Raw genomic sequence first — 20,253 nt, forward strand, 5'->3', positions numbered from 1 at the left:
GCACCAGCCAAGGGAACGGTCCCCCGGTCCGTCGCCCCGAGGTGCACGGTCCCTGCCCGCTGCCACCGGGCACCGCGCACTCACGGGTGCGCCCGGGAGAACCCACCGGCACGGGTGGGCGGACCTTGCTCATCACCTTTGCCCGGGGTATGGACCGCCGCCCGCGGCGCGCACCCGGCCGAGCACTGGTGCATGGCCGCGTTGGCGTTGGCCGGTGTCGGTTCGGTGCTGTGGGCGTTTGGCACGATCTGGCTCGGCTTGCGGAACTGGCCCGCCTTCGAGACCTGGGTTCGTCATTTGGGAGGTCTGTGACCGTCATGCCATGTTCACGAACCAATTTCCACCCGGCATTCCGGGATTGCGACCCGGCCCGGCCCGGCCGCAAGCTCGTCCCCGTCGGTCCGCGCCATGAACCCGCCTCATCGATTCGAAGCCTTCGTGCGGGAGCATCAGGACCTGGTGTACTCGACCGCCCTGCGGTTGTTGGGCGACGCCGGCGCGGCGGAGGACGTCGCCCAGGAGGTTTTCATCCGCGCCTGGCAACGGTTTGGCGACCTCGCCCACAGCAACACCGCCCGCGGCTGGTTGCGGACCGTGACCACGCGCCTTGCCCTGACCCATCTGACCCGGTACCGCAACCGGTGGCTGTTCTTTTCAGAGATGACCGGAGCCGAGGAGGCAGACGAGGAGAACCCGGGACCGCCGGACTTTCCCGATCCGGCTGCCGCCTCGCCTCCGGGAGAGCCCGGCGACCGCCGCACCTGGGTACACCAGGCCTTGATGTCCCTGCCCGATCACCAGCGAATCCCGCTGGTGCTGTACCATATGGAAGGCATGAGCTACGAGGAGATCGCGCGCGAACTGGGGATCTCCCTGGGCAAGGTCAAAACCGACATCCACCGGGCACGCCTGGCATTGGGCCGCAAACTCCGGGTCCGGCTCGGAGCCGAGATTGACGATCTGACGAAATGAAACGATACGAGGAGAAAGAATGGGAAGCCACCCTGCACCGGCTCCTGAACGAGCTGGAGCCCGTGCCCGCGCCGCCCACGCTGTTGCCCCGGATCCTGTCGGCGCTGCCCCAGGCCGATCCGCACTCGGTCCGCGGCTGGAGTGCGTGGCCGTGGACAGTACGCGCCGCGGTTTTCCTGGCCTTGGCGGCCTTGGCCGGGCTGAGCGGCTGGCTCGGCACGGTTTGCCTGTGGGAACCCGCCGGAGAGGCTCTTGCAGCCGCAGGCAAACCGGTGTGGGCCCTCTGGCGGGCGGCGGGTGCGGTCGCGCAAGGTCTGGCTGAACAATGGCTGCCCACGACTGCCGCCCCCCGATTTCTGCTGATGTGCGTCCTGTTTTTGGCCGGAACCGCGGCGGCCTTGCTGGCCGCCGGTTACGTCCGGCTGTTGCAACTGGTTTCCGCTCAGATCCGCCCCGGAGAGTATCACTCATGAAAACTCCGCCCTTTCAAACCGCTCCCTTGTTTCTGCACCCCGGCTTTTGCCGTCCGTCCGCGAAAGCGAGCCGGGCGCAACCGGTCGAAACAACATTGAGCGATTCGTATCCATCCGACACGCCCGACGTCCCCGGAAGCACGGGCGGCAGGCGGAGACGGACGCGCCGGCTCGGAACCGTGTGCGGGATGCTTGCCTGGCTTTTGCTGCTGATGTACGCGCTGGCCCGGGCCCAGGAGCCCATGCACGCCGCCCTGGTACGCTGGGATGCCCCGGGCGCGGCGGAGCCGGGGCGCACCCGGCACGAAGTGTTGTTGGGAATGGGGAAGGACGTTGTTTTGGAGCCGGGAGCCGCGGCCGAGGTGGTCGTGGCCATCTTTGGCAACGCAAAGGTCCGCGGCCATGTGACGGATACCGTGGTGGCCGTGGCCGGGGACGTGGAGGTGGACGGCCCCGTGGACGGTGACGTGGTGGCTGTGGGAGGCTCCGTGGCGTTGCTATCGGGCGCCCGCGTCCAAGGGGAGGTCGTCAGCGTGGGCGGTCGTGTCACGGTGGATCCGGCGGCCGAGCTCCGTGGCCAGGTGCAGGAAATCCAGTTGGGGCATTGGGGACTGGGCGGCCTGGCCACGTGGATCCGTGAATGTGTGCTGAAGATGCGCCCGTTGTCCCTAGCCGTGGGATGGGTCTGGCTCGGCTACGCCATCCTGGCGTTTTTCTACCTTCTGCTGGTTCTGCTGTTTCCGCGGGCGATTCAGGCGTGTGCCGTGGCGGTGGAGGAAAGGCCGGCCAGCACGCTGCTGCTCGGCCTGCTGACGAAGTTGCTCGTGCCGATCGTGGGCTTCGTGCTGGTACTCACCGGTTTTGGCGTGTTGCTGGTGCCGGTGCTCCTGCTGGCTGTCGTGCTGGCGGGCCTGGTGGGCAAGGCCGGGTTCCTGGTCTATCTGGGCCGGCATATGTTGCGCGGCGGCCTGAAAACGGCGCCCGTGCTCGGGGCCTTCGTGCTGGGGCTGCTGCTGCTGACGGCGCTTTATCTGGTGCCGTTTGTGGGTTTGCTCACGCTTGTCATCACCGGCCTGTGGGGTTTGGGCGCGGCGGTGGTGGCTCTGTGGTCCGGGCTGCGTCAGGAGATCAACCCCGCATCCGGAGGCGGCGCGCCGCCACCGGCAATGACCGGTCCCGCAGGCGCGCCGCCGGCCGCGCCATTGTCTCCAGCGCCTCCGGGGCCCGGCAGCGGCACGATACTGCCGGGGGCCGGGCCCTCCGTGTCCGGGGCAGGTCCGCACCCGCCCGGAGCGACGCCGCCGCCGATCGAAAGCCCGACCGCATCGCCCTTGCCCGAACCGGCGTCCGCACCGGCCGATCCTGCCCCGGCTCAGCCGCGAGTGCCGCCCCGGGGCGAATGGGCCCTGCCGCGGGCCGGGTTCGGCGAACGCCTCGGCGCGGCGCTGCTGGACGCGGTGGTGGTGGCGCTGCTGTTTGCGTTGGTTGGTGGTCCGCCCGTCGGTTGGTTCCTTGCCCTGCTGTATTTTGCAGGGTTCTGGACCTGGCGCGGCACCACGGTTGGGGGCGTCGTCTTCAAACTCCGCGTGGTCCGGTTGGACGGCCGACCCCTGCGACTGGAGGTGGCCCTGGTCCGCGCCCTGGGCGCCGTGGTGTCCACAGCCGCGCTGTTCCTCGGATTCCTGTGGATTGCGTGGGACCCCGATCGCCAAAGCTGGCACGATAAACTGGTCGGCACGGTGGTCGTGCGGCTGCCGCAGAGCCCGCCCTTGTTGTGCCTCTGACCCGTATCTCTGGTGCTAGTCCCGCCGGATCCGCTCCAGATCGGCGCGGATCTGCCTCCGGAGCGCTTCCAGCGATTCGAACCGTTGTTCGTCCCGGAGCTTTTCCAGCACCGCCACCTCCAGCTCGCGCCCGTACAGGTCACCATCGAAATCCAAGAGATGAACCTCCACCCGGAGAACGGGGTTTTCGCCGGCCACCGTGGGACGCCATCCGACGTTCAAAGCCGCCCGGTACACCCGGCCCTCCACGGCACAACGGCCCGAGTAAACGCCCCGTGGAGGGAGCACCAAACCCTGCACGTCCAGGTTCGCCGTGGGAAATCCCAGCCTGCGCCCCAGGCCGTCGCCCGCCACCACCCGACCCGCCAGGGCCCACGGCCGCCCCAACATCTCAGCGGCCACCTCCAGGTGACCGGTGGCGATTGCCTGCCGAATCCGCGTGCTGCTGATCACGTTGCCGTCCAGCGCGACAACGGAAAACGCATGGACGGCAAAACCGTGCCGCCGGCCGCTTTCCTCCAGGAACCGGACATCGCCGGCCCGGCGATGGCCGAACCGGAAATTGGCGCCCACGCAGATGCTTCGCAGCCGGCCCAGACCGGACAGCAGGAGGCCGACGAATTCCTCGGGACGCATCCGGCTCAGCGCGGCATCGAACCGCAACACCCAGATGGCGTCCGGCCCCAACTCCGCCAGCGTCCGCAACCGTTGGGCCTGCGTCTGGATCAACGGTGGCACACGCTGGGGAGCCACCACCGTGGCGGGGTGCCGGTCGAACGTCACCACCACCGCCAACGCGTCGTGTGACCGTGCCTCCGCCAGCATCTGCCGGATGACCTGTTGATGGCCCAGGTGCACCCCGTCAAAGAACCCAAGGGCTGCGCAGGCCGCTCGCTTGCCGCAGGCCGGCAGCTCCTCAGGGCGTTCGACAATGCGACAGTTGTTCATGGGGTCCCCAACGGGCCGGGGCGGGCGCGCGGAACGGGTGGGCGGCGGGCATGCCCGTCACTTCGAGGGTAGCAACCCGGCTGCACGGGCCAGATCGAGCAGAGGAATCACGTGACGTTCCAGTTCTTCGGGACTCCATTTGAGGATCTCCTCCATCGGCGCAGCATCCTTGACATGGAACGCCCCGGACTGGATCCGGCGCAGACTCGCCAGATGTGCCCCGCATCCGGCCTTTTGACCGATCTCGTGCGCGATGCTGCGTACGTACGTGCCCTTCGTGCAGGCCAGTTCGAACCGCCCGACCGGTTCCTGATAGTCGGTGAACCGAAACCGGTAGATGTGCACCAGACGCGGCTCGCGTTCCACCTCCACCCCCTTGCGCGCCAGCTTGTACAGCGGCACCCCCCCCTTCTTGACCGCCGAAACCATCGGCGGCACCTGCATGAGGTCGCCCACAAACGTCGCCGCCCACTGATTCAGCTGCTCCAGCGTCAGCGGCGGAACCGGCGCGGTGGCCGTCACCTTGCCGTCGGCGTCGTAACTGTCGGTGGTCACACCGAACCGGATCTCGCCCTCGTACACCTTGTCATCCGCCATCAGCTTCTCGGCCAGCTTCGTTCCCTTGCCCAGGACGAGCACGAGCAGGCCCGTGGCATTGGGATCCAGCGTGCCGCAATGCCCCACCTTCTTCAGGTTGAACCGACGCCGCACGGCCGCCACCACGTCGTGCGAAGTGGGGCCTTTCGGTTTGTCCACCAACAGGGCACCGTCAAACGGTGTAAAAGCGTCCATCATCGGATCCACCAAGGTTGCCGCCGGCCGGGACCTTGGGAAGCAAAAACTGGCTGGCCCGACCTCGCGCCCGGCCTATGTTGACCACGTGCAGTCGTTGGCCGAGAGCATGTGGCCCGGGGACGCGGCCACCTGGCAACGGATGGTGGTGCCCGACCTGTGGCAGCAACAGGCTGTGGCCGCCCTCCGCGCGGGACACGACGTGGTGGTGCAGGCTCCCACCGGAGCCGGCAAAACCCTCATCTTCGAGTTGTGGTCCAACCAGGGGCGTTGCCGCGGCCAGGCCATCTACACCGTGCCCACCCGCGCGCTGGCCAACGACAAACTGGCCGAATGGCGCGCCCGCGGATGGGACGTCGGCATCACCACCGGCGACCTGTCCGACAACCTGGATGCGCCCGTCCTGGTCGCCACCCTGGAAACCCAGAAGGCCCGGTTGCTCCGGGGTGAAGGGCCCGACCTGCTGGTCGTGGATGAGTACCAGATGTTGGCCGACCCGGACCGTGGCCTGAACTACGAGCTGGCCCTTGCCATGGCGCCACCCCACACACGACTGCTCCTCCTGAGCGGCAGTGTGGCCAACCCCCATCACGTGGTCCGTTGGCTCGAACGCCTGGGCCGCCACCCCGTGCTCATCCGGCACGACGAGCGGCCGGTCCCCTTGGAAGAAGTGGATCCCCAACAGCTCAGTTACCACGTCCCGCCCCAGATCTCCGGTTACTGGCCGCGGCTGGTGGCCAAGGCACTCGCCGAGGGTTTGGGACCCATCCTCATCTTCGCACCCCGCCGCCAGGCCGCCGAAGCCATGGCCACAGAACTGGCCCGACAACTGCCCAATCCCAACCCGCTCGCCCTCAGCGCCGCCCAAAAACAACTGGTCGGCGATCACCTGGCCCGCCTCCTCAAATGCCGCATCGCCTATCACCACAGCGGCCTGAGCTACGCCGCCCGCGCCGGCGTGGTGGAACCACTCGCCAAGGCCGGCCAACTCCGCGTGGTCGTCGCCACCATGGGCCTGGCCGCCGGGATCAACTTCTCCCTGCGCAGCGTCGCCCTGGCAGCAGATTCCTATCGACGCGACCTCATCGAAACCCCGCTCCGCCCGGACGAGATCCTCCAGATGTTCGGTCGGGCCGGCCGACGCGGCCTGGACGAGGCCGGGTTCATCCTGATCACGCACAATCAACTCCGGCTGCGCGACGCCGCTCCGGTCCATCTCCACCGTTGCGGCCTGGTGGACTGGTCGGCACTGCTCGGCGTGATGAGCGCCGCCGCAGACACCGGCCGGGACCCGCTGGAAGAGGCCGTGCGCCTCCAGGAACGCCTGTTCACCTCCCACCCGATCACCCTGGGCGTCGAATTCTCGCTCCGCCACCGTGACGTCCCCTGCGGCTTGCAAACCGATACCGAACGGGCCCGCCACGTCCGACGCCGAGTCCGCGAAATGCTCAACAGCCGCGGCGAATGGGAACCCCTGCCCGCAGCCCGGGAAGTGCCGGTCCGCGAAGTGAAAGTGCCCCGCATGCCGGGCATGCCCCGGGAACTGCCACCCGCCAAACCGCTCCCCGAAGCCGGATGGAACGGCCCACCGCCCGAGCTCGTCCCCGCCCTCACCGTGCCCGCCGCACTCGAAAAGCTCGGCACGGGCACCCTGGTGCGGCTGGAAGAGCACGGGGATCCCCCCGTCTACGGACGCGCCCTCACCGTGGCCGACCAACTTCGCGACGGCCGCGTGGTCCTGCAAAAGTGGGTGCGGCGCCTCGTCGGTTGGCACGGCAGGCAACTCTCACGCGAGGTCTGGGAACAACAGGTCCTGCCGCGGCTCAAGGATCGCCTGCTCGAGCGCCGGACGCCGTTGCTCCACATTACCTGCCGGGATCACCGCTACATCGCCTGTGTCAGCCTGGCCGACCTGACCCTGCGCGTCCCCGTGGACCGCCACGGCGTGCCCATCTGGCGGCCGCTGATTCGGGAGATCCAACCGCGCGAATGCGCACGATGCACCCTGCAAGCCGCCTGCCGCGCCCTTCCCACCGCCACCGCCACCGTCAGCCTCTGGCGGCGACTGGGGCTGATCGATGCCCGCGGCCATCCGACCCTCCGCGGACGCCTGGTCAGCTTCTTTTCCCAGGGACACGGACTCGCCATCGCCGCCGCGCTCGAGGACGAGTCCTACCCTCTCGACGAACTGATCTACGACCTCGCCAACCTGGACGCCGGACACCGGTTCGCCGGCGATGACAATCGCTGGGGTGGCCGACTGGCCGCAGCCTGTCATGCCCTCTACGGCCTGCGCACCATTCCGGGCTACCTGGAAAACGGCGTCCCGCCCCGCTACGGCGCGGGCGCGGCGGAAATCGCCGCCAGCGTCCACCGCGATCCACGCAGCAAATACGGATGGGTCACCGAAACCCTCGGCCTCGGCGACATCGACCGCATGCTCATCGAGTGGCGGAGTCTCCTCCGCCAGATCAGTCATGCCCCACCCCTGCCCTGGCCGCGCTGGACGGCCCTGCAGGAACGGGCCCGTACCGTCCTCAACGAAACCCAGTCCCCCACGCTCACCGACCTCCCACCCCTCGAACCGCACCAAACCCGGCGCGTGGATCATCGGCTCGTCCTTCGCCGGCACTGAGAATCCGGCGCCGCGCGGTCCAACTGCGCCTCCACCTCCCCGACCCTTTCCACCCCGCAGCCCCTTCGCTACCTTCCCGGCATGACGATCGAGGAGATCCTGCACAATGAGGAACTGCGGCAGCACGAGTTTCCCGTCACCGCCAAGTGCGTGTTTCTCGCACACGCCGGTGTCTGCCCCCTGCCCCGCCGCGTAGCCGAAGCCGTGGCGCAGTACGCCCGGGCCGGCACCGAGTACGATCAGGAACGGATCGTTTATCCGGAAATCCTGAGCGAGACCCGCCAGATCGCCTCCCGCCTCCTGGGTTGCAGCGCCGACGAAGTGGCCTTCGTGGGCCCCACCTCCCTCGCCCTCAGCCTCGTGGCCGCAGGATGGCCCTGGCGCCGACAGGACAACCTGGTCATCTATTTCGACGACTACCCTTCCAACGTCTACCCCTGGATGGCCCTCGCTGAACGCGGCGTGAAGGTGCGCCTCCTCAACACCAAGGAACTCGGCTACATCCGGCCCGTGGACGTCCTCGGCCAGGTGGACGAACAAACCCGCATGGTCGCACTGGCCAGTTGCCATTTCGTCAGCGGGTACCGGATCGACGTCGAAACCATCGGCCGCCAACTTCACGAACGCGGGATTCTCTTCTGCGTGGATGGCATCCAGACCGTGGGAGCCTTTCCCACGCCCCTGCAGCATGTCGACTTTCTGGCCGCTGACGCCCACAAATGGTTGCTCGGCCCTTGTGCCGCCGGCCTCCTCTACGTCCGGCGCGACCTGCAGGAACGGCTCCAGCCCGCCTGGTACGGATGGAACAACGTGCGCTGCCCCAACTTCGTCGCCCAGGAAGAGATCCAATTCCGATCGGGCCCGGCCCGCTTCGAAGCCGGCACCTACAACCTGCTCGGTCTGGTGGGACTCAAGGCCGCCATGGAACTGCTGCTCGAGCTGGGGGTCGAAAACATCGCTCGCGAACTCCTCCGCAAACGCGCCTGGCTCGTGTCCGCCCTGCGCGAGAAGGGTTACACCGTCCTGCACGCCGATGCACCCCAGGAACGCGCCGGCGGGATCCTCTCCTTCTACCGTCCGGAAACCGATATGGCCACCCTGCACCAACGACTGCTCGACCGCGGCATCGTCACCTCCCTGCGCACGGACCGGTCCGGCCGGAAGTACATCCGCGTCTCGCCGCACTTCTACAACACGGACGCCGAGCTGCAACGATTGCTCGAGAACTTGTAGCCCCAGGGAGGCAGCAGCCGGGTCGCCGGTCCTCCGGCGCCACGCCCCCGCCCTCGCCCGCACTCCTGCCCCCATGAACCCGCCCGTACTCACCCCCTCTCAACCACCGTTCGAACCTCGTGGGGATCCGGTCCTCCGGGCCGAGTCTCCCCGGCAGGCCATGGATTGGAGCCTGGCACTCCTCAGCCAGGGCATCGAATGCACCATCGAAGCCACGCCGGAGGGCTGGCAGCTCCGGGTGGCCCCCGACCAGTATCCCCAGGCCCGGACCTGCATCGCCCTCTACGAGGTCGAAAACCGGCCCCGTTCCTGGCGCAGTCAACTGCCTTCCACAGGGCTGCTCTTCGATTGGAGCAGCCTCGCCTGGGCCGGGTTGGTCGTGGTCTTTTACCTCCTGCAGCAGTACTCGCCCGTTTACGAGAAACAGGGCCTGATGGACGGCCGGGCCGTCCTCAACGGCGAATGGTGGCGCCTGGTCACGGCCACCTGGTTGCACGCAAATGCCACGCACCTGACCTTGAACCTCATGTGCGGTCTGCCGCTGCTCGGACTCACCATGGGCGCCTACGGCGCCGGCCCGGGCTTTCTGGCCGCCCTCTTGTCCGGCGTCGGTGGCAACGCCCTCGCCCTGGCCGTCCACGGAGCAGACCACCGCAGCCTGGGCGCGTCCGGCGTGGTCATGGGCGCACTCGGCCTGCTCACCATCCGTGGCCTCTGGTGGTACCTACACGTTCAAAGCGATCGGCGCTGGGCCCTCGCCGCGCTTGCCGCCGGGCTGATGCTGTTCCTCCTGTTGGGTGCCGGCGAAGGGTCCGACCTCCTCGCACACTTGGGGGGCTGGCTCTGCGGCCTGTGCACGGGCAGATTGGCCCTGACCTGGCCCCGCTTTCCACGTTCTGGGGCGTGGAACCTGGCAGCGGGCCTCGCCGCAGCCGCCCTTACCATCCTGTCCTGGACGTGCGCATTGACCTCCACCGGCCGTTGAACCGCTCCCGGCCTGTACCCGAGTCGAGAGCACATCCCTGCGCCCGTTCCGGGCACGGGCAACTGTGCGATTCACGCCCCCGGAAGGTCCCCCACCTCAGGCCCGGCGCCTCACCGGTTGAACCGGAAGTGCATCACGTCATAGTCCTGCACCACGTAATCCCGTGTTTCCAACCGCAGCCTGCCCGCGCGCTTCGCACCGGTCTCCCCGCCGTGCGCCACCAGATCCTCAAAGCTGATCACTTCCGCTCGAATGAAACCCCGCTGGATATCCGAGTGGATCGCCCCAGCCGCCTCCCACGCCGTGGCACCCCGCCGGATCGTCCACGCACGGTTTTCCTTTCCTCCCACCGTCAGAAAACTGATGTAACCGGCCGCCGCATACGCCCGCAGCACCAACAACTCCGGGCGCTCCAATTCCTCCGCCGACGCCACGACCATCGGTTTCAGGGTCACCAGTCCGGAATGCACCGCCAGGGCCTCCCGTTCCGGGCCCGTCAGCTCGGCCTCCGCAGCCGTCCGATCCTCCTCCAGGGCGGACTTCAACTTTGTCAGGGCCGACCGCTCCGGTTCGCCCGGGCCACGTCCCAGTCGGTTTTCCACGAACTCCAGATCGTGCAGCAACAGATCGGCGCGCCGCTCCGGCGCCACGGCAAAGACGTCCGCCGAGGCCAGTCCCTCCTCTCCCACCACGTCCACCTGGACGTAGGTCTTTTTCTTGGCCTCCACCAGCTGATCCACCAGGTCCAGCCGTGGATCCTTCACGTTGTGGCGCCCGACCACCAAACCCGGAATCCCCAGTGCACAGATCTTCATGAGAGCCCGCAATTACGGTCAACGCGGCCGGCCAAGTCAAGGCCCGTGTCCCGCGCGCGGCGGCAGTCCGGCAGTTGACTTTCCAGCAGGCTCGACCATGTTGCCGCTCCGGGACAGCGGCCGGACAACCCCGGCCGACCGCATGCCCTGTCGAAACACCGACACGACAATCGAACACTCCACCGCTCATGAACGCGTTCCATGGCTATTGCCTCATTACACCGGATGATCTTCACTGGCGTCCCTCAAACCTCATGAAGATCCCCAATGCGGATTACCTCGAACGCACCGGCAGCCACAACCTGGCCGCGCGACTCTGGCGCCTGCCACCCCGCTCCGCCAACACGCTCCACAAGCACGTCCGCCAGGAAGAATTCTACTTCGTCCTCGAGGGCACAGGCCGCATCCGCATCGGCGATGTCACGCTGACGGTTCCCCGGTACGGTGGCGTCCTCGTCGCGCCCGAACTCCTGCGCCAGGTCTTCAACGACACCGACAGCGACGTGCTCTGGCTCATCGTGGGTGCACCTGAAGAACCGGAATTCCTGCAGGGATCGAAGTCCACGGGAACGGACCTCTCCCTGTTCTATCCGGTGGACCCGACCCAGTTGCCCGGGGAACTGGCAGGCGTCACCTGGCCACCGAAACCTTGATCCCAACCGAAAAGCCCAAATCCCACCCGCAGCTCTCCTCACCGGCATTCGGCGCACTGCCCCCCGCACCTCGCCCCGATTAGCCACTGCCAAACCCGCTGCATGGCGCTCGAAGGCCCCGTGCTCGCCATGGACTCGACGTCACCCACGCCGATCCCTGGCTCCGCGGCTCATCACCCTGAGCGGCTTGTTCCTTCCACGCCGATGGTATCGGCCGCCACTGGCAAGATTGGCGTTCAAACCGTGGATCAGCATCCCTGGTGTCTGCACGATGAAAGCCGGCTGGCTGTGCGATCGACCCCGGCCCCGCTGGATTCGCACCACGCCCAGATTCGCCACCACGACCCACACCGATTCCGTTGCGTGGTTCGGCCGCACCTGCGCGCGTGTGCTTACCCTCCTCGGTGTCCCTGAACACCGTTGGGTCATCGCCCACAACCGAGCGGTTGCGGGCTTGGGCGCGTCGTGGACGCACGCGCCGGGGCGCAAGCGATTGATAAGGGCGGCCAATTCGGAGGGCCGTCGCCGTGGGCGCCCCTTTTCGGCAAAGGAAGGCAGGCAGGTTCGACGGGGATGACCGCGTGTGTCGCTCCCGGGGCGCGGGTTTTGGTGCGCGCCTCATGGATCGCGACGGTATGCGGAGCGCGGGACGAGGCTCCACTCCGCGTCGTCCCTGATGGAGACGGGCTTGGAACGGGATGTCTTGGAGGCGTTGGGCTGCCGGGCAGGTTCTTGCCGGGAGGAGGGCCTGGGGCCGCGGTGGACCGCCCAACGGTGAAGCGTGGTGCCCGAAAGGAGACAAGGGACGGACGGAACGGAGCGTGCCCTATCAGCCGGGGCAGGTGGCGGCGGGCCTTCGTGAGGGGGTCGGCTGGACAGAGTCCGGGTTTGCCCGGCCGCGATGCAGCCCGTAAGCTGCGGAGCCAGAGGCGTCGAACCATGGATGTCCCGGTCGCGGCAAGCATCGCCATTGGACGGCCCTTGGTTGTTCTGGGGCTTTGTGTGGTCTTTTTGGTGGTGCTGATCGGGCGTTGGCGGGTGCATCCGTTTTTGGCCCTGTTGGGTGCGGCGTTGCTGGCCGGTTGGGCGGCGCCGCCCGAGAGGCTGGAGCGATTGGGGACGGCGCCGGATCAGCCGCACGCATTGCGGGTGGTGGAGGTTGCGGCCACGGAGCTGGGCCGGTTGTGTGGCCTGGTGGGGATCGTGATTGCGCTGGCTTCGATTCTCGGGGTGTGTGTGCTGGAGAGTGGAGCGGCGGACAAGGTGGTGCGGCGGTTTCTGGCGTGGACGGGTGAGCGCCGGGCGGGTCTGGCGCTGGTGAGCGGCGGTTTTCTGATGAGCCTGCCGATTTTCTTCGACACGTTTTTCATGTTGTTGATTCCGCTGGCGCGGGCCCTGCGATTGCGGACCGGGCGGGATTACACGTTGTACGTGCTGGCGATTTGTTGTGCGGGTGCGGTGACGCATTCCCTGGTGGTGCCGCACCCGGGTCCGCTGGCGATGGTGGAGATCCTGAGGGTGGACCTGGGCATGTCAGTGATCGTGGGGACGCTGTGTTCGGCGCTGGTGGTGGCGTTTGGGTGGCAGGTGGCGCGCTGGTTGAATCGCAAGCACGATCTACCGTTGCGGGAGACACCGGGGATGAGTCTGGCGGAGTTGGAAGCGGTTGCGCGTCGTGCAGAGGAAGAGCTGCCGACGTTTTTTGGGGCGCTGCTGCCCATTTTGCTGCCGTTGGCTCTGATTGCCGCCGCGTCGTTTCGCACGGCTTTTGTACCTGCAGAGTGGCTGGGAGATGCAGCACCGGTGCTGGATTTTCTGGGGAACCGGAATGTGGCGCTGCTGTTGGGGACGCTCTGGGCGATGGGGCTGGCGTACCGGTACACAGGGCGGGATTGGTCGCGGCTGGCGCGTCTGACCGGGCAGGGTCTGGAGACGGCGGGCGTGGTGGTTCTGATCACGGCGGCCGGGGGTGCGTTTGGGGTGATGCTGACGCACGCCGGTGTGGGTGAGGCGGTTCAGGCACTGACGGCCGGGCGGCAGGTGAATCTTCTGGTGCTGGCCTGGGGGATGGCGGTGCTGATGAAGTTTGCCCAGGGATCGGCCACGGTTTCGATGCTCACGACTGCGGGGATCATGGGCACGATGGCTCAGGAGGGCCAGCTGCCCTATCACCCGATGTACGTGTTTTTGGCGATTGGGTTCGGTGCGCTGGGGATTTCCTGGATGAACGACAGCGGGTTCTGGGTCATCGGGCGGCTCAGCGGTTTGACGGAACGGGAGACGTTGTCCACGTGGACGGTCCTGGCCTTCAGCATGTCACTGGCCGGACTGATTCTGACTTTGGTGCTTGCCGGGGTGTACCCGGCGGTTTGAGAGCCGCCGTGTCGCGGAGGGCATGGTTCCGACGGGCTCGGGACGGGGTTATCGGGGACGGATCAAAAGTTCCTCCACGACGGCGTGATCGGGAAGGTTCACGCAGAAGAGGACGCACGCGGCGACGTCTTCGGGGCGGAGCATCCGCAAGCGGGTCTCGGGTGGGGGTGGTTCGGGGCGCTTGTCGAGCAAGGGCGTGTCGATGTCGCCGGGGAAGATGGCACATGCGCGGATGCCGTTGGAACGTTCTTCGGCATTGATGCTCTGGGTGAGTCCGGCCAGGCCGAATTTGCTGACCACGTAGGCGGGGCCGGCCTTGGCGGAGGCCCATTTTCCGGCGTCGGAGACGATGTTGACGATGGTGCCGCGTTTTTGGCGGCGCATGGCGGGGAGGAAGGCATGGACACAGTGGAAGGCGCCGTCGAGGTTGGCGCCGACGATGGCGCGGTAGTCCTCGAGTGAGAGCTCGGCCAGCGAGCGGCGAGGGACGTTGGTGCCGGCGGCGTTGACGAGCAGGTCCACGGCGGGCCAGGCCGCAAGGAGTTCGGCCGCCATGCGCCTGACGGCGGAGGGGTCGCTGATATCGCAGCGGGCGGTGCGCATCTGTGCGCCGCGTGGCCCGGCGAGGCGGACGGTTTCGGCCAGTGCATCGGTGCGCCGGCCGACGATGGCCACATACCATCCCTGTTGCGCGAGTGCGAGTGCGGTCGCCCGCCCTACTCCGCTACCGCCGCCGGTGACCACGGCGTAACGTGCTGGTGCGTTCCGGGGGCGATCCGCTTCGGGTTGGTTGGAAGGTTGGCTCATGAGGTGTGGTTCCAAGCCGGGAGGTCCACCCACTGATGTGTTTCGGCAGACCGGACGATGGCGTCCATCACCTGCTGGACTCTCGCGCCGTCGTGGAAGGTGACCGCGCAGGGCCGTTGCTCGCGGATGGCCTGCACGAATTCCCAGATTTGGTCGTAACGGAACGTCACCAGTGGATCGCCCTGGGCCGGGTCCCGGGGCGAGCCCGGCCAGGTCCAGAACTCGCGGGGCACTTCCAAGCATTCGAGTTGTTGTCCGCCGGGGCGGCCGATCCAGAGCCGGTTCCACTCGCGGGTTTCGTAGAGGAAGGTGGCGTGGCTGCCGTTGAGCTCGACCGTGTCGGGTGAGCGCCAGCTATCGTTTCGGCCGGTTGCGAGTTTGCTGCTTTCCCAGACGCCGGTTGCCCCGTTGGCGAAGTCGCCCAGGACGCCCACCCACTCGTCGAGTTCGTTGGGTTGGTTGCCCCGGAACTCGTGCCAGCGCCGCCAGTGGGCGGTGAGCCTTCGGACCGGGCCCATGAGGAGGTGGCCGAAGTCGAGTCGGTGACTGAGCATGTCGCCGAGTTCGCCTGTGCCGGCGAGGTCGCGGCGCTGTCGCCAGCCGAGGGGTCTTGTGCCCCAGTCCTGGAGGCGGCAGGCGCGGAAGTGGTAGGGCTGGCCGAGGTCGCCCTGTCGGACGCGGTGGACGAGGTAGCGCATGGCCGGGACGAAGCGGTAGGTGAAGGCGGTCATGTGCCGGACGCCGGCCTGTTCGGCGGCGCGGGCCATGCTCCAGGCTTCCCCGGCGTTCATGGCAAGCGGCTTTTCGCAGAGGACGTGTTTGCCGTGTTGGATGGCTGTGAGCGCCACCGGGGCGTGGGTGACGTTGGGGGTGGCGATGATGACGGCGTGCACGTCGTCGCGGGTTACCACGTCCTCGAAACGGGTGGAGGCCACGGTGGCTCCGGTGCACCGCCGGGCGGCTTCGAGCCGGGCGGGGTCGGTGTCGCAAACTGCGAGGAGCCGTGTTTCGGGACAGAGTGCCAGGCCGGGGAAGTGATTTTGCAGGGCAATGGCGCCGCAGCCGATGAGGGCGAAGTTCAATTGTCCCGAGCGGTTCATGGGTTGGTGCGGTTGGTCGGGCGGCCTTGGGGCCGCAGTTGGGTTGCGGGGCTCACCGATCCACCTCGCCGAGCACGATGTCAATGCTGCCGAGGATGATGACGACGTCGGCAACCAGATGACCGCGGCACATGTCCTCGAGGACGGTGAGGTTGATGAAACTCGGCGGCCGGACGCGGTAGCGGTAAGGTTTCGGGCTGCCGTCGCTGATGAGGTAGAAGCCCAGTTCGCCCTTGGGCGCTTCGATGCGCGCGTAGGCCTCGCCGGGTTTGGGGCGCAGGGCGCGCTGTTTGACCTGGGGATTCTGGATCGGACCTTCCGGGAGGTCGCGCAGGGCCTGTTCGAGGATGCGGAGGGATTCGCGCATTTCCAGGACGCGCACCATGTAACGGTCGTAGACGTCGCCGTGTTCACCGAGGGGGATGCGGAACTGGAAACGATCGTAGATGCCGTACGGGTCCACCTTGCGGACGTCGTAATTCACGCCGCTGGCGCGGAGGACCGGCCCGCTGACACCGGCGTTGACGGCGAGCTCCGCGGGCAGGACTCCCACGCCCTGGGTGCGGGCCATGAGGATTTCGTTTTCGGTGAGGAGGGCTTCGAACTCGTCCAGGAAGCGTGGAAATTCGCGGACCACGCGCCAGGCCTGGTCCACCCACCCGGGTGGCAGGTCGCAACGCACGCCGCCGAAGCGCATGTAATTGCACATCATGCGGGCGCCGGTGAGAGACTCGAAGAGGTCCAGGATTTTTTCACGCTCGCGGAAGGCATACATAAGAGGGGTGCCGGTGGCGCCCATGTCCTGCAGGAGGAAGCCTGCCAAGCATGCGTGATTCTGGAGACGGGTCAATTCGGCGAGGATGACCCGGATGTACTCGGCGCGTTCGGGAACGGTGATGCCGCACAGGCGCTCGACGGCCAGGGCGTAAGCCCAGTTGTTGGTGAGGGAGCAGAAGTAGTCGAGCCGATCGGTGTAGGGCATGGAGCCGAGGTAACTGATCTGCTCGGCGATTTTTTCGTGGTTGCGGTGCAGGTAACCGAAGACGGGCTTGAGTTTGACCACTCGTTCGCCGTCCAGGACGACGTCCATGCGAAAGACGCCGTGTGTGGAGGGGTGTTGGGGGCCCATGGAGACTTCCAGGAAGTCGCCCTCCTGCTCTCCATGAGATGGTACGATCCGTGCCTGGCGCGCGGGAACCATGGTGTCCGCGCCCGGATGACCCTCAGTATGCCGAGACATGCTTGCGCCTTTTCGATTGTTGCTTGCGCCATTGCGCCCGCTCACCGGTACGGCTCGCCTGTGAGGCGCCCGGTTGCACTCCGGCAGAGCGAAGGGCTGCCACGTCCGGCCCGCCCTGCGTGCCCGATCCCGGAGAAGTCCGGGTCCAGCTGACGCGCAGGGGGAACGCCTGTCGGTGCCCGGTGAAGGGCGCGTCGGGACTGACTGTAGGCAGGTCGGGCAGCGGTGACAACGTTCGACCCCGATGAAAATCCGTGCCTGGTTGGTGTGCGGTTTTGCCGAGGGGCCTCTTGCACTGGTCCGGCGAGCGGTTACCCTCGCCCGGGATGAAGAATTTGTTTGGGAGGAGACGGTCCGGATGTGAAGGCGGATCGGGGGGTGTTGGACAACCGGTTCGGGGGTCGGAGGACAGCACCGGGGGCGGCCGGGCGTGTGGATGGAGGGCGCTCGGGGCCTGGGCGCTCCTGGGATGGACGGCGGTGTGTGGAGCGGGCGGGTTCAGCTTCAGCGGTCCCGAGCTTTTTCCCATTGACCAGGGCATCGGCCTTCTGCGCGTGGCGGATCTGGACGGAGACGGGCTGCAGGATCTGGTGCTGGCGAACAACACGCGGGCGCGCATTGCCCTGTTGTACAACCGGACCGGCCGGCCGGCGGTGGCGGCACGGGAGGAGCCGGCCGATGAAGGGTCGCGCGAACCGAACGAACTGCCGCCGGATGCACGGTTCGAAATCCGGTCCATCGCATCGGAAAAACGGATCAGCGCATTGGAGGTGGGGGACCTGAATCAGGACGGGCGTCCGGATTTGGTCTACTTCGGTGATCCGCAGGAGCTGGTGGTGCAATACAACGAGGGTGATCGTCGCTGGAGCGCACCGGTATCGTGGCCGCTGCGGGACGTGCCGTTTTCACCCAACGTATTGGCCGTAGTGGATCTGCAGGGGGACGGCCGCCCGGATGTTTTTGTGTTGGGCGAGTATCAGATTCACTGGTTCCGGCAGAGTGCGGAGGGCGGTCTGCAGCGCGCCGATCCCATTGCGCTGGGTGAGCCGGCGTACAGTCTCCAGGTGCTGGAAGTGGACGGGGACGGCCGGCGGGACCTGCTGCTGGTGAACTGGGAGAGTGCCGATCCGATCCGTGTGTTGTTCCAGCGAGCGGACGGGACGTTGGGGCCGGAAGTGTATTTTCGATTCCCGGCCATCCGGGCGTACTGGGCGGATCGGGCCGGCACCGAAGGGCCTGCCTACCTGGTGGGCATCGGCCAGGCATCGGGGCGAGCATTGCTGGCCCGGTTCGAGCTGGCGGCGCCGCGTTCCACGGGGCCGTTGCGGCAGGGGTGGATGGAGGTCTTTGCACTGCCGCGCACGGAGAAGGTGCGCCGCGGTGTGGTGTGGGCGGACGCGGACGGGGACGGTCGATGGGATTTGTTGGCCGCGGATCCTGAACAAGGGCATCTGCTGATCTGGTGGGCCGGCCAAGATGGCGGGCTGGCCGCGCCGCGCCGTTTCCCCTCGCTCATGGGCGTGGCCGATGTGGTGGTGGGCGACTGGGACGGGGACGGGCGGCCCGAGTTGTTCCTGTTGAGTCCGGATGAGAAGGCGCTGGGGATCACGCATGCGGAGACGCGGGCTCAGGTGCCCTTCCCCGCACTGATGCCGCTGCAAGGCCGGCCGCTGGGAATGGCGTTGGGCCGACCGGCCGAGGGCCGGCCTCCGGAGTTGGCTGTGGTGACCGAAGTGGAAGGGAGACGATTCGTCCGGTTCTTCCAAGCCGGCCGGGCGCCGCGATCGCTGCCCCTGGCCGAAGGGTTCAAAGGACAGTTGACCGCGGTTGTCTGGCAGGACGCGGATGCGGATGGAATGACGGATCTCCTGCTTCTGGCTTCCTACGAGCGGATCAAGGTGCTCCGCCGGCGTGCGCCGGATGAATTCGAGGAACTGGACGTGCCGCCGCCGGGCGGTGTGCTGGAAAACCCGTGGCTGGCGGTGGCCGATCTGACGGGTGACGGCCGGCCTGAACTTCTGCTGGGTCAGAAGAACCTGGTTCGCGCCGTGCGTTTACAGTCTGCTTCCGGGATTGCGGCGGGAGAATCGGCCTGGTCGTTCCAGGTCCTGGAGCAGATCAACGCACCATCACGCGAGTCGCGGTTGGTCGCTGCCACCGTCGTGCCGGGCACGGGGGGTCCGCCCCTGCTCGGCCTGTTGGATGCCGGCACCCGCACACTGCAGTTGGCGCGCCGTGAGACCAACGGGCTGTGGCAATTCGCTGAAGCGTTGGTTCTGCCGCGCACGGATTTCACCTCCATGCAACCGCTGCCGGCCGGTGAAGGCGGGGTTCCCCGACTGGCCTTGCACGGGCTGCAGGCCGGAGCGATCCTCCGATGGGAAGGTCCGGTATGGTCGTTGCGTGAGCTGGACCAGTACGAGACGCCGGTTCGGAACGGTTATCTGCGGGACGTGCTGGCGGGGGATCTTGATCACGACGGCCGGAAGGAATGGATGTTTCTGGAGACGGCACGACACTATGTGGACATCGTGCGATGGGCGGGGGATCGTTTGCTGCCCGGGGATCGGTGGCCGGTGTTCGAGGAGCGGTCGTACCAGCGCTCCGCGGGTATGCGCATGGAACCGCGCGAGGCGCTGATTGCCGACGTCACGGGCGATGGCCGGAATGATCTGATCCTGGTCGTTCACGACCGGGTGTTGGTGTATCCTCAGGAGGCGCCGGCCGATCCTGCCTCGGGCGGCCCGGCCTCGGACTCTTCGATGGACCGGCGCCACTCCGGGTACACCGCCTCCGGCAACTGACCGCGCCGGATCAGTTCCTGCAGGTCCCGCATGATGGTGCGGCGCGACACGCGGAATTCCCGCGCGAGGGCGGAGATGTTGGCGCGTTGGTTTTGTCCCCGCAGGCGCGACAGGATCCGATTTTGCCGGCTCAAGCGGTCGGTGGACCGGCTCAAGAGTTCCTGTGCGTCAATGCGCCGGGAACGTTCCAGGGCTTCGAACTGGCGCACGACTTCGCTGGGGCCGCATTCCCGGAGGGCCTCCTCGACCGTCCGGCGCAGCTGACGGAGATCCACCGGTTTGGGCAGGCAATAGTGGGCACGCCGGGGACCCTGGAGTGCCTGCAACTGCTCCTCGATATCCAGCACGCCGGATACGATGATGACCGGCACGTGCGGCAACAGTTCACGGAATTCGGGCAGGAAATCCAGACCGCGTTCCCCTTCTTCGAGCACGTGATCGAGGATGACGACGTCGGGTTGGATCCGGCGCAGACAGGCCAGGGCATCGGATCCGGTGCGTGTCCGGACCAGGTTGTACGGTGCGAGCGTTTCCTCGTACAACTCGTACTGGTCATCGTCGTCTTCGATGACCAGGACCGTGGGCGCTCTGGTGTTCATGACCACGGGTTGCCCCCGAGGGAGGCGGGAGGGTTCACTT

The 20,253-nt window shown here is 67.1% G+C and carries 16 protein-coding genes; 9 read left to right on the plus strand and 7 right to left on the minus strand.

Annotation, left to right across the window (positions count from 1 at the left end; genetic code table 11):
• Window positions 1-408: 408 nt before the first annotated feature.
• From ACPDIX_RS00980 to ACPDIX_RS00990, 3 genes are all read left to right on the plus strand, one after another.
• Window positions 409-972 carry an RNA polymerase sigma factor gene (locus ACPDIX_RS00980; protein WP_423429900.1) on the plus strand — a complete coding sequence of 188 codons (564 nt, stop codon included), beginning with the start codon at window positions 409-411 and terminating at the stop codon, window positions 970-972.
• Window positions 969-1,445: a hypothetical protein gene (locus ACPDIX_RS00985; RefSeq protein WP_423429901.1), complete on the plus strand. Its 477-nt coding sequence runs from the start codon at window positions 969-971 to the stop codon at window positions 1,443-1,445. Before ACPDIX_RS00980 ends, ACPDIX_RS00985 begins: the two co-directional genes overlap by 4 nt.
• 188 nt (window positions 1,446-1,633) lie before the next feature.
• Window positions 1,634-3,229, plus strand: coding sequence for an RDD family protein (locus ACPDIX_RS00990; protein WP_423429902.1), 1,596 nt, complete (start codon window positions 1,634-1,636; stop codon window positions 3,227-3,229).
• Window positions 3,230-3,244: 15 nt separating this feature from the next.
• On the opposite strand, the gene ACPDIX_RS00995 is transcribed toward ACPDIX_RS00990, so the two are convergent.
• Both ACPDIX_RS00995 and truB read right to left on the minus strand, forming a co-directional pair.
• A complete protein-coding gene (locus ACPDIX_RS00995) occupies window positions 3,245-4,177 on the minus strand; it encodes a bifunctional riboflavin kinase/FAD synthetase (protein WP_423429903.1) in 933 nt (310 codons plus the stop codon).
• Window positions 4,178-4,234: 57 nt separating this feature from the next.
• Window positions 4,235-4,972 carry a tRNA pseudouridine(55) synthase TruB gene (gene truB / locus ACPDIX_RS01000; protein WP_423429904.1) on the minus strand — a complete coding sequence of 246 codons (738 nt, stop codon included), beginning with the start codon at window positions 4,970-4,972 and terminating at the stop codon, window positions 4,235-4,237.
• Window positions 4,973-5,057: 85 nt separating this feature from the next.
• On the opposite strand from truB, the gene ACPDIX_RS01005 reads away from it, so the two are divergent.
• The 3 genes from ACPDIX_RS01005 to ACPDIX_RS01015 all read left to right on the plus strand — a co-directional run bounded on the left by ACPDIX_RS01005 (window position 5,058) and on the right by ACPDIX_RS01015 (window position 9,822).
• On the plus strand, window positions 5,058-7,604 hold the full coding sequence (locus tag ACPDIX_RS01005; RefSeq protein ID WP_423429905.1) for a DEAD/DEAH box helicase: 2,547 nt from the start codon (window positions 5,058-5,060) through the stop codon (window positions 7,602-7,604).
• Window positions 7,605-7,685: 81 nt separating this feature from the next.
• The gene (locus tag ACPDIX_RS01010; RefSeq protein ID WP_423429906.1) at window positions 7,686-8,837 is read left to right on the plus strand and encodes an aminotransferase class V-fold PLP-dependent enzyme; all 1,152 of its coding nucleotides are present in this window, start codon (window positions 7,686-7,688) and stop codon (window positions 8,835-8,837) included.
• A 73-nt stretch (window positions 8,838-8,910) separates the two neighbouring features.
• The gene (locus ACPDIX_RS01015) at window positions 8,911-9,822 is read left to right on the plus strand and encodes a rhomboid family intramembrane serine protease (RefSeq protein WP_423429907.1); all 912 of its coding nucleotides are present in this window, start codon (window positions 8,911-8,913) and stop codon (window positions 9,820-9,822) included.
• Window positions 9,823-9,932: 110 nt separating this feature from the next.
• Here ACPDIX_RS01015 and ACPDIX_RS01020 read toward each other — a convergent pair whose 3' ends face one another.
• Window positions 9,933-10,637, minus strand: a complete 705-nt coding sequence (locus tag ACPDIX_RS01020) for a DUF933 domain-containing protein (protein ID WP_423429908.1) — start codon at window positions 10,635-10,637, stop codon at window positions 9,933-9,935.
• Window positions 10,638-10,825: 188 nt separating this feature from the next.
• Between ACPDIX_RS01020 and ACPDIX_RS01025 the strand changes: the two genes are divergently transcribed.
• Both ACPDIX_RS01025 and ACPDIX_RS01030 read left to right on the plus strand, forming a co-directional pair.
• Complete coding sequence (locus tag ACPDIX_RS01025) at window positions 10,826-11,290, plus strand: cupin domain-containing protein (protein WP_423429909.1); 465 nt, start codon at window positions 10,826-10,828, stop codon at window positions 11,288-11,290.
• A 939-nt stretch (window positions 11,291-12,229) separates the two neighbouring features.
• On the plus strand, window positions 12,230-13,663 hold the full coding sequence (locus ACPDIX_RS01030; protein WP_423429910.1) for a GntP family permease: 1,434 nt from the start codon (window positions 12,230-12,232) through the stop codon (window positions 13,661-13,663).
• 48 nt (window positions 13,664-13,711) lie between these two features.
• Here ACPDIX_RS01030 and ACPDIX_RS01035 read toward each other — a convergent pair whose 3' ends face one another.
• The 3 genes from ACPDIX_RS01035 to ACPDIX_RS01045 are packed head-to-tail and all read right to left on the minus strand — an operon-like array spanning window position 13,712 to window position 16,771.
• Window positions 13,712-14,470, minus strand: coding sequence for an SDR family oxidoreductase (locus ACPDIX_RS01035; RefSeq protein ID WP_423429911.1), 759 nt, complete (start codon window positions 14,468-14,470; stop codon window positions 13,712-13,714).
• Window positions 14,467-15,570: a Gfo/Idh/MocA family protein gene (locus ACPDIX_RS01040; protein ID WP_423429912.1), complete on the minus strand. Its 1,104-nt coding sequence runs from the start codon at window positions 15,568-15,570 to the stop codon at window positions 14,467-14,469. Before ACPDIX_RS01040 ends, ACPDIX_RS01035 begins: the two co-directional genes overlap by 4 nt.
• A gap of 52 nt (window positions 15,571-15,622) precedes the next feature.
• Window positions 15,623-16,771 carry an NADH-quinone oxidoreductase subunit D gene (locus ACPDIX_RS01045; RefSeq protein WP_423430168.1) on the minus strand — a complete coding sequence of 383 codons (1,149 nt, stop codon included), beginning with the start codon at window positions 16,769-16,771 and terminating at the stop codon, window positions 15,623-15,625.
• A gap of 518 nt (window positions 16,772-17,289) precedes the next feature.
• Here ACPDIX_RS01045 and ACPDIX_RS01050 point away from each other — a divergent pair.
• Entirely contained in the window at window positions 17,290-19,614 is a 2,325-nt protein-coding gene (locus tag ACPDIX_RS01050; protein ID WP_423429913.1) for an FG-GAP repeat domain-containing protein, read from the plus strand.
• On the opposite strand, the gene ACPDIX_RS01055 is transcribed toward ACPDIX_RS01050, so the two are convergent.
• Window positions 19,521-20,213: a response regulator gene (locus ACPDIX_RS01055; RefSeq protein WP_423429914.1), complete on the minus strand. Its 693-nt coding sequence runs from the start codon at window positions 20,211-20,213 to the stop codon at window positions 19,521-19,523. The two genes, ACPDIX_RS01050 and ACPDIX_RS01055, sit on opposite strands and share 94 nt — an antisense overlap.
• Window positions 20,214-20,253: the final 40 nt, after the last annotated feature.

The organism is Limisphaera sp. 4302-co (assembly GCF_049537155.1).
Taxonomy (GTDB): domain Bacteria; phylum Verrucomicrobiota; class Verrucomicrobiia; order Limisphaerales; family Limisphaeraceae; genus Limisphaera.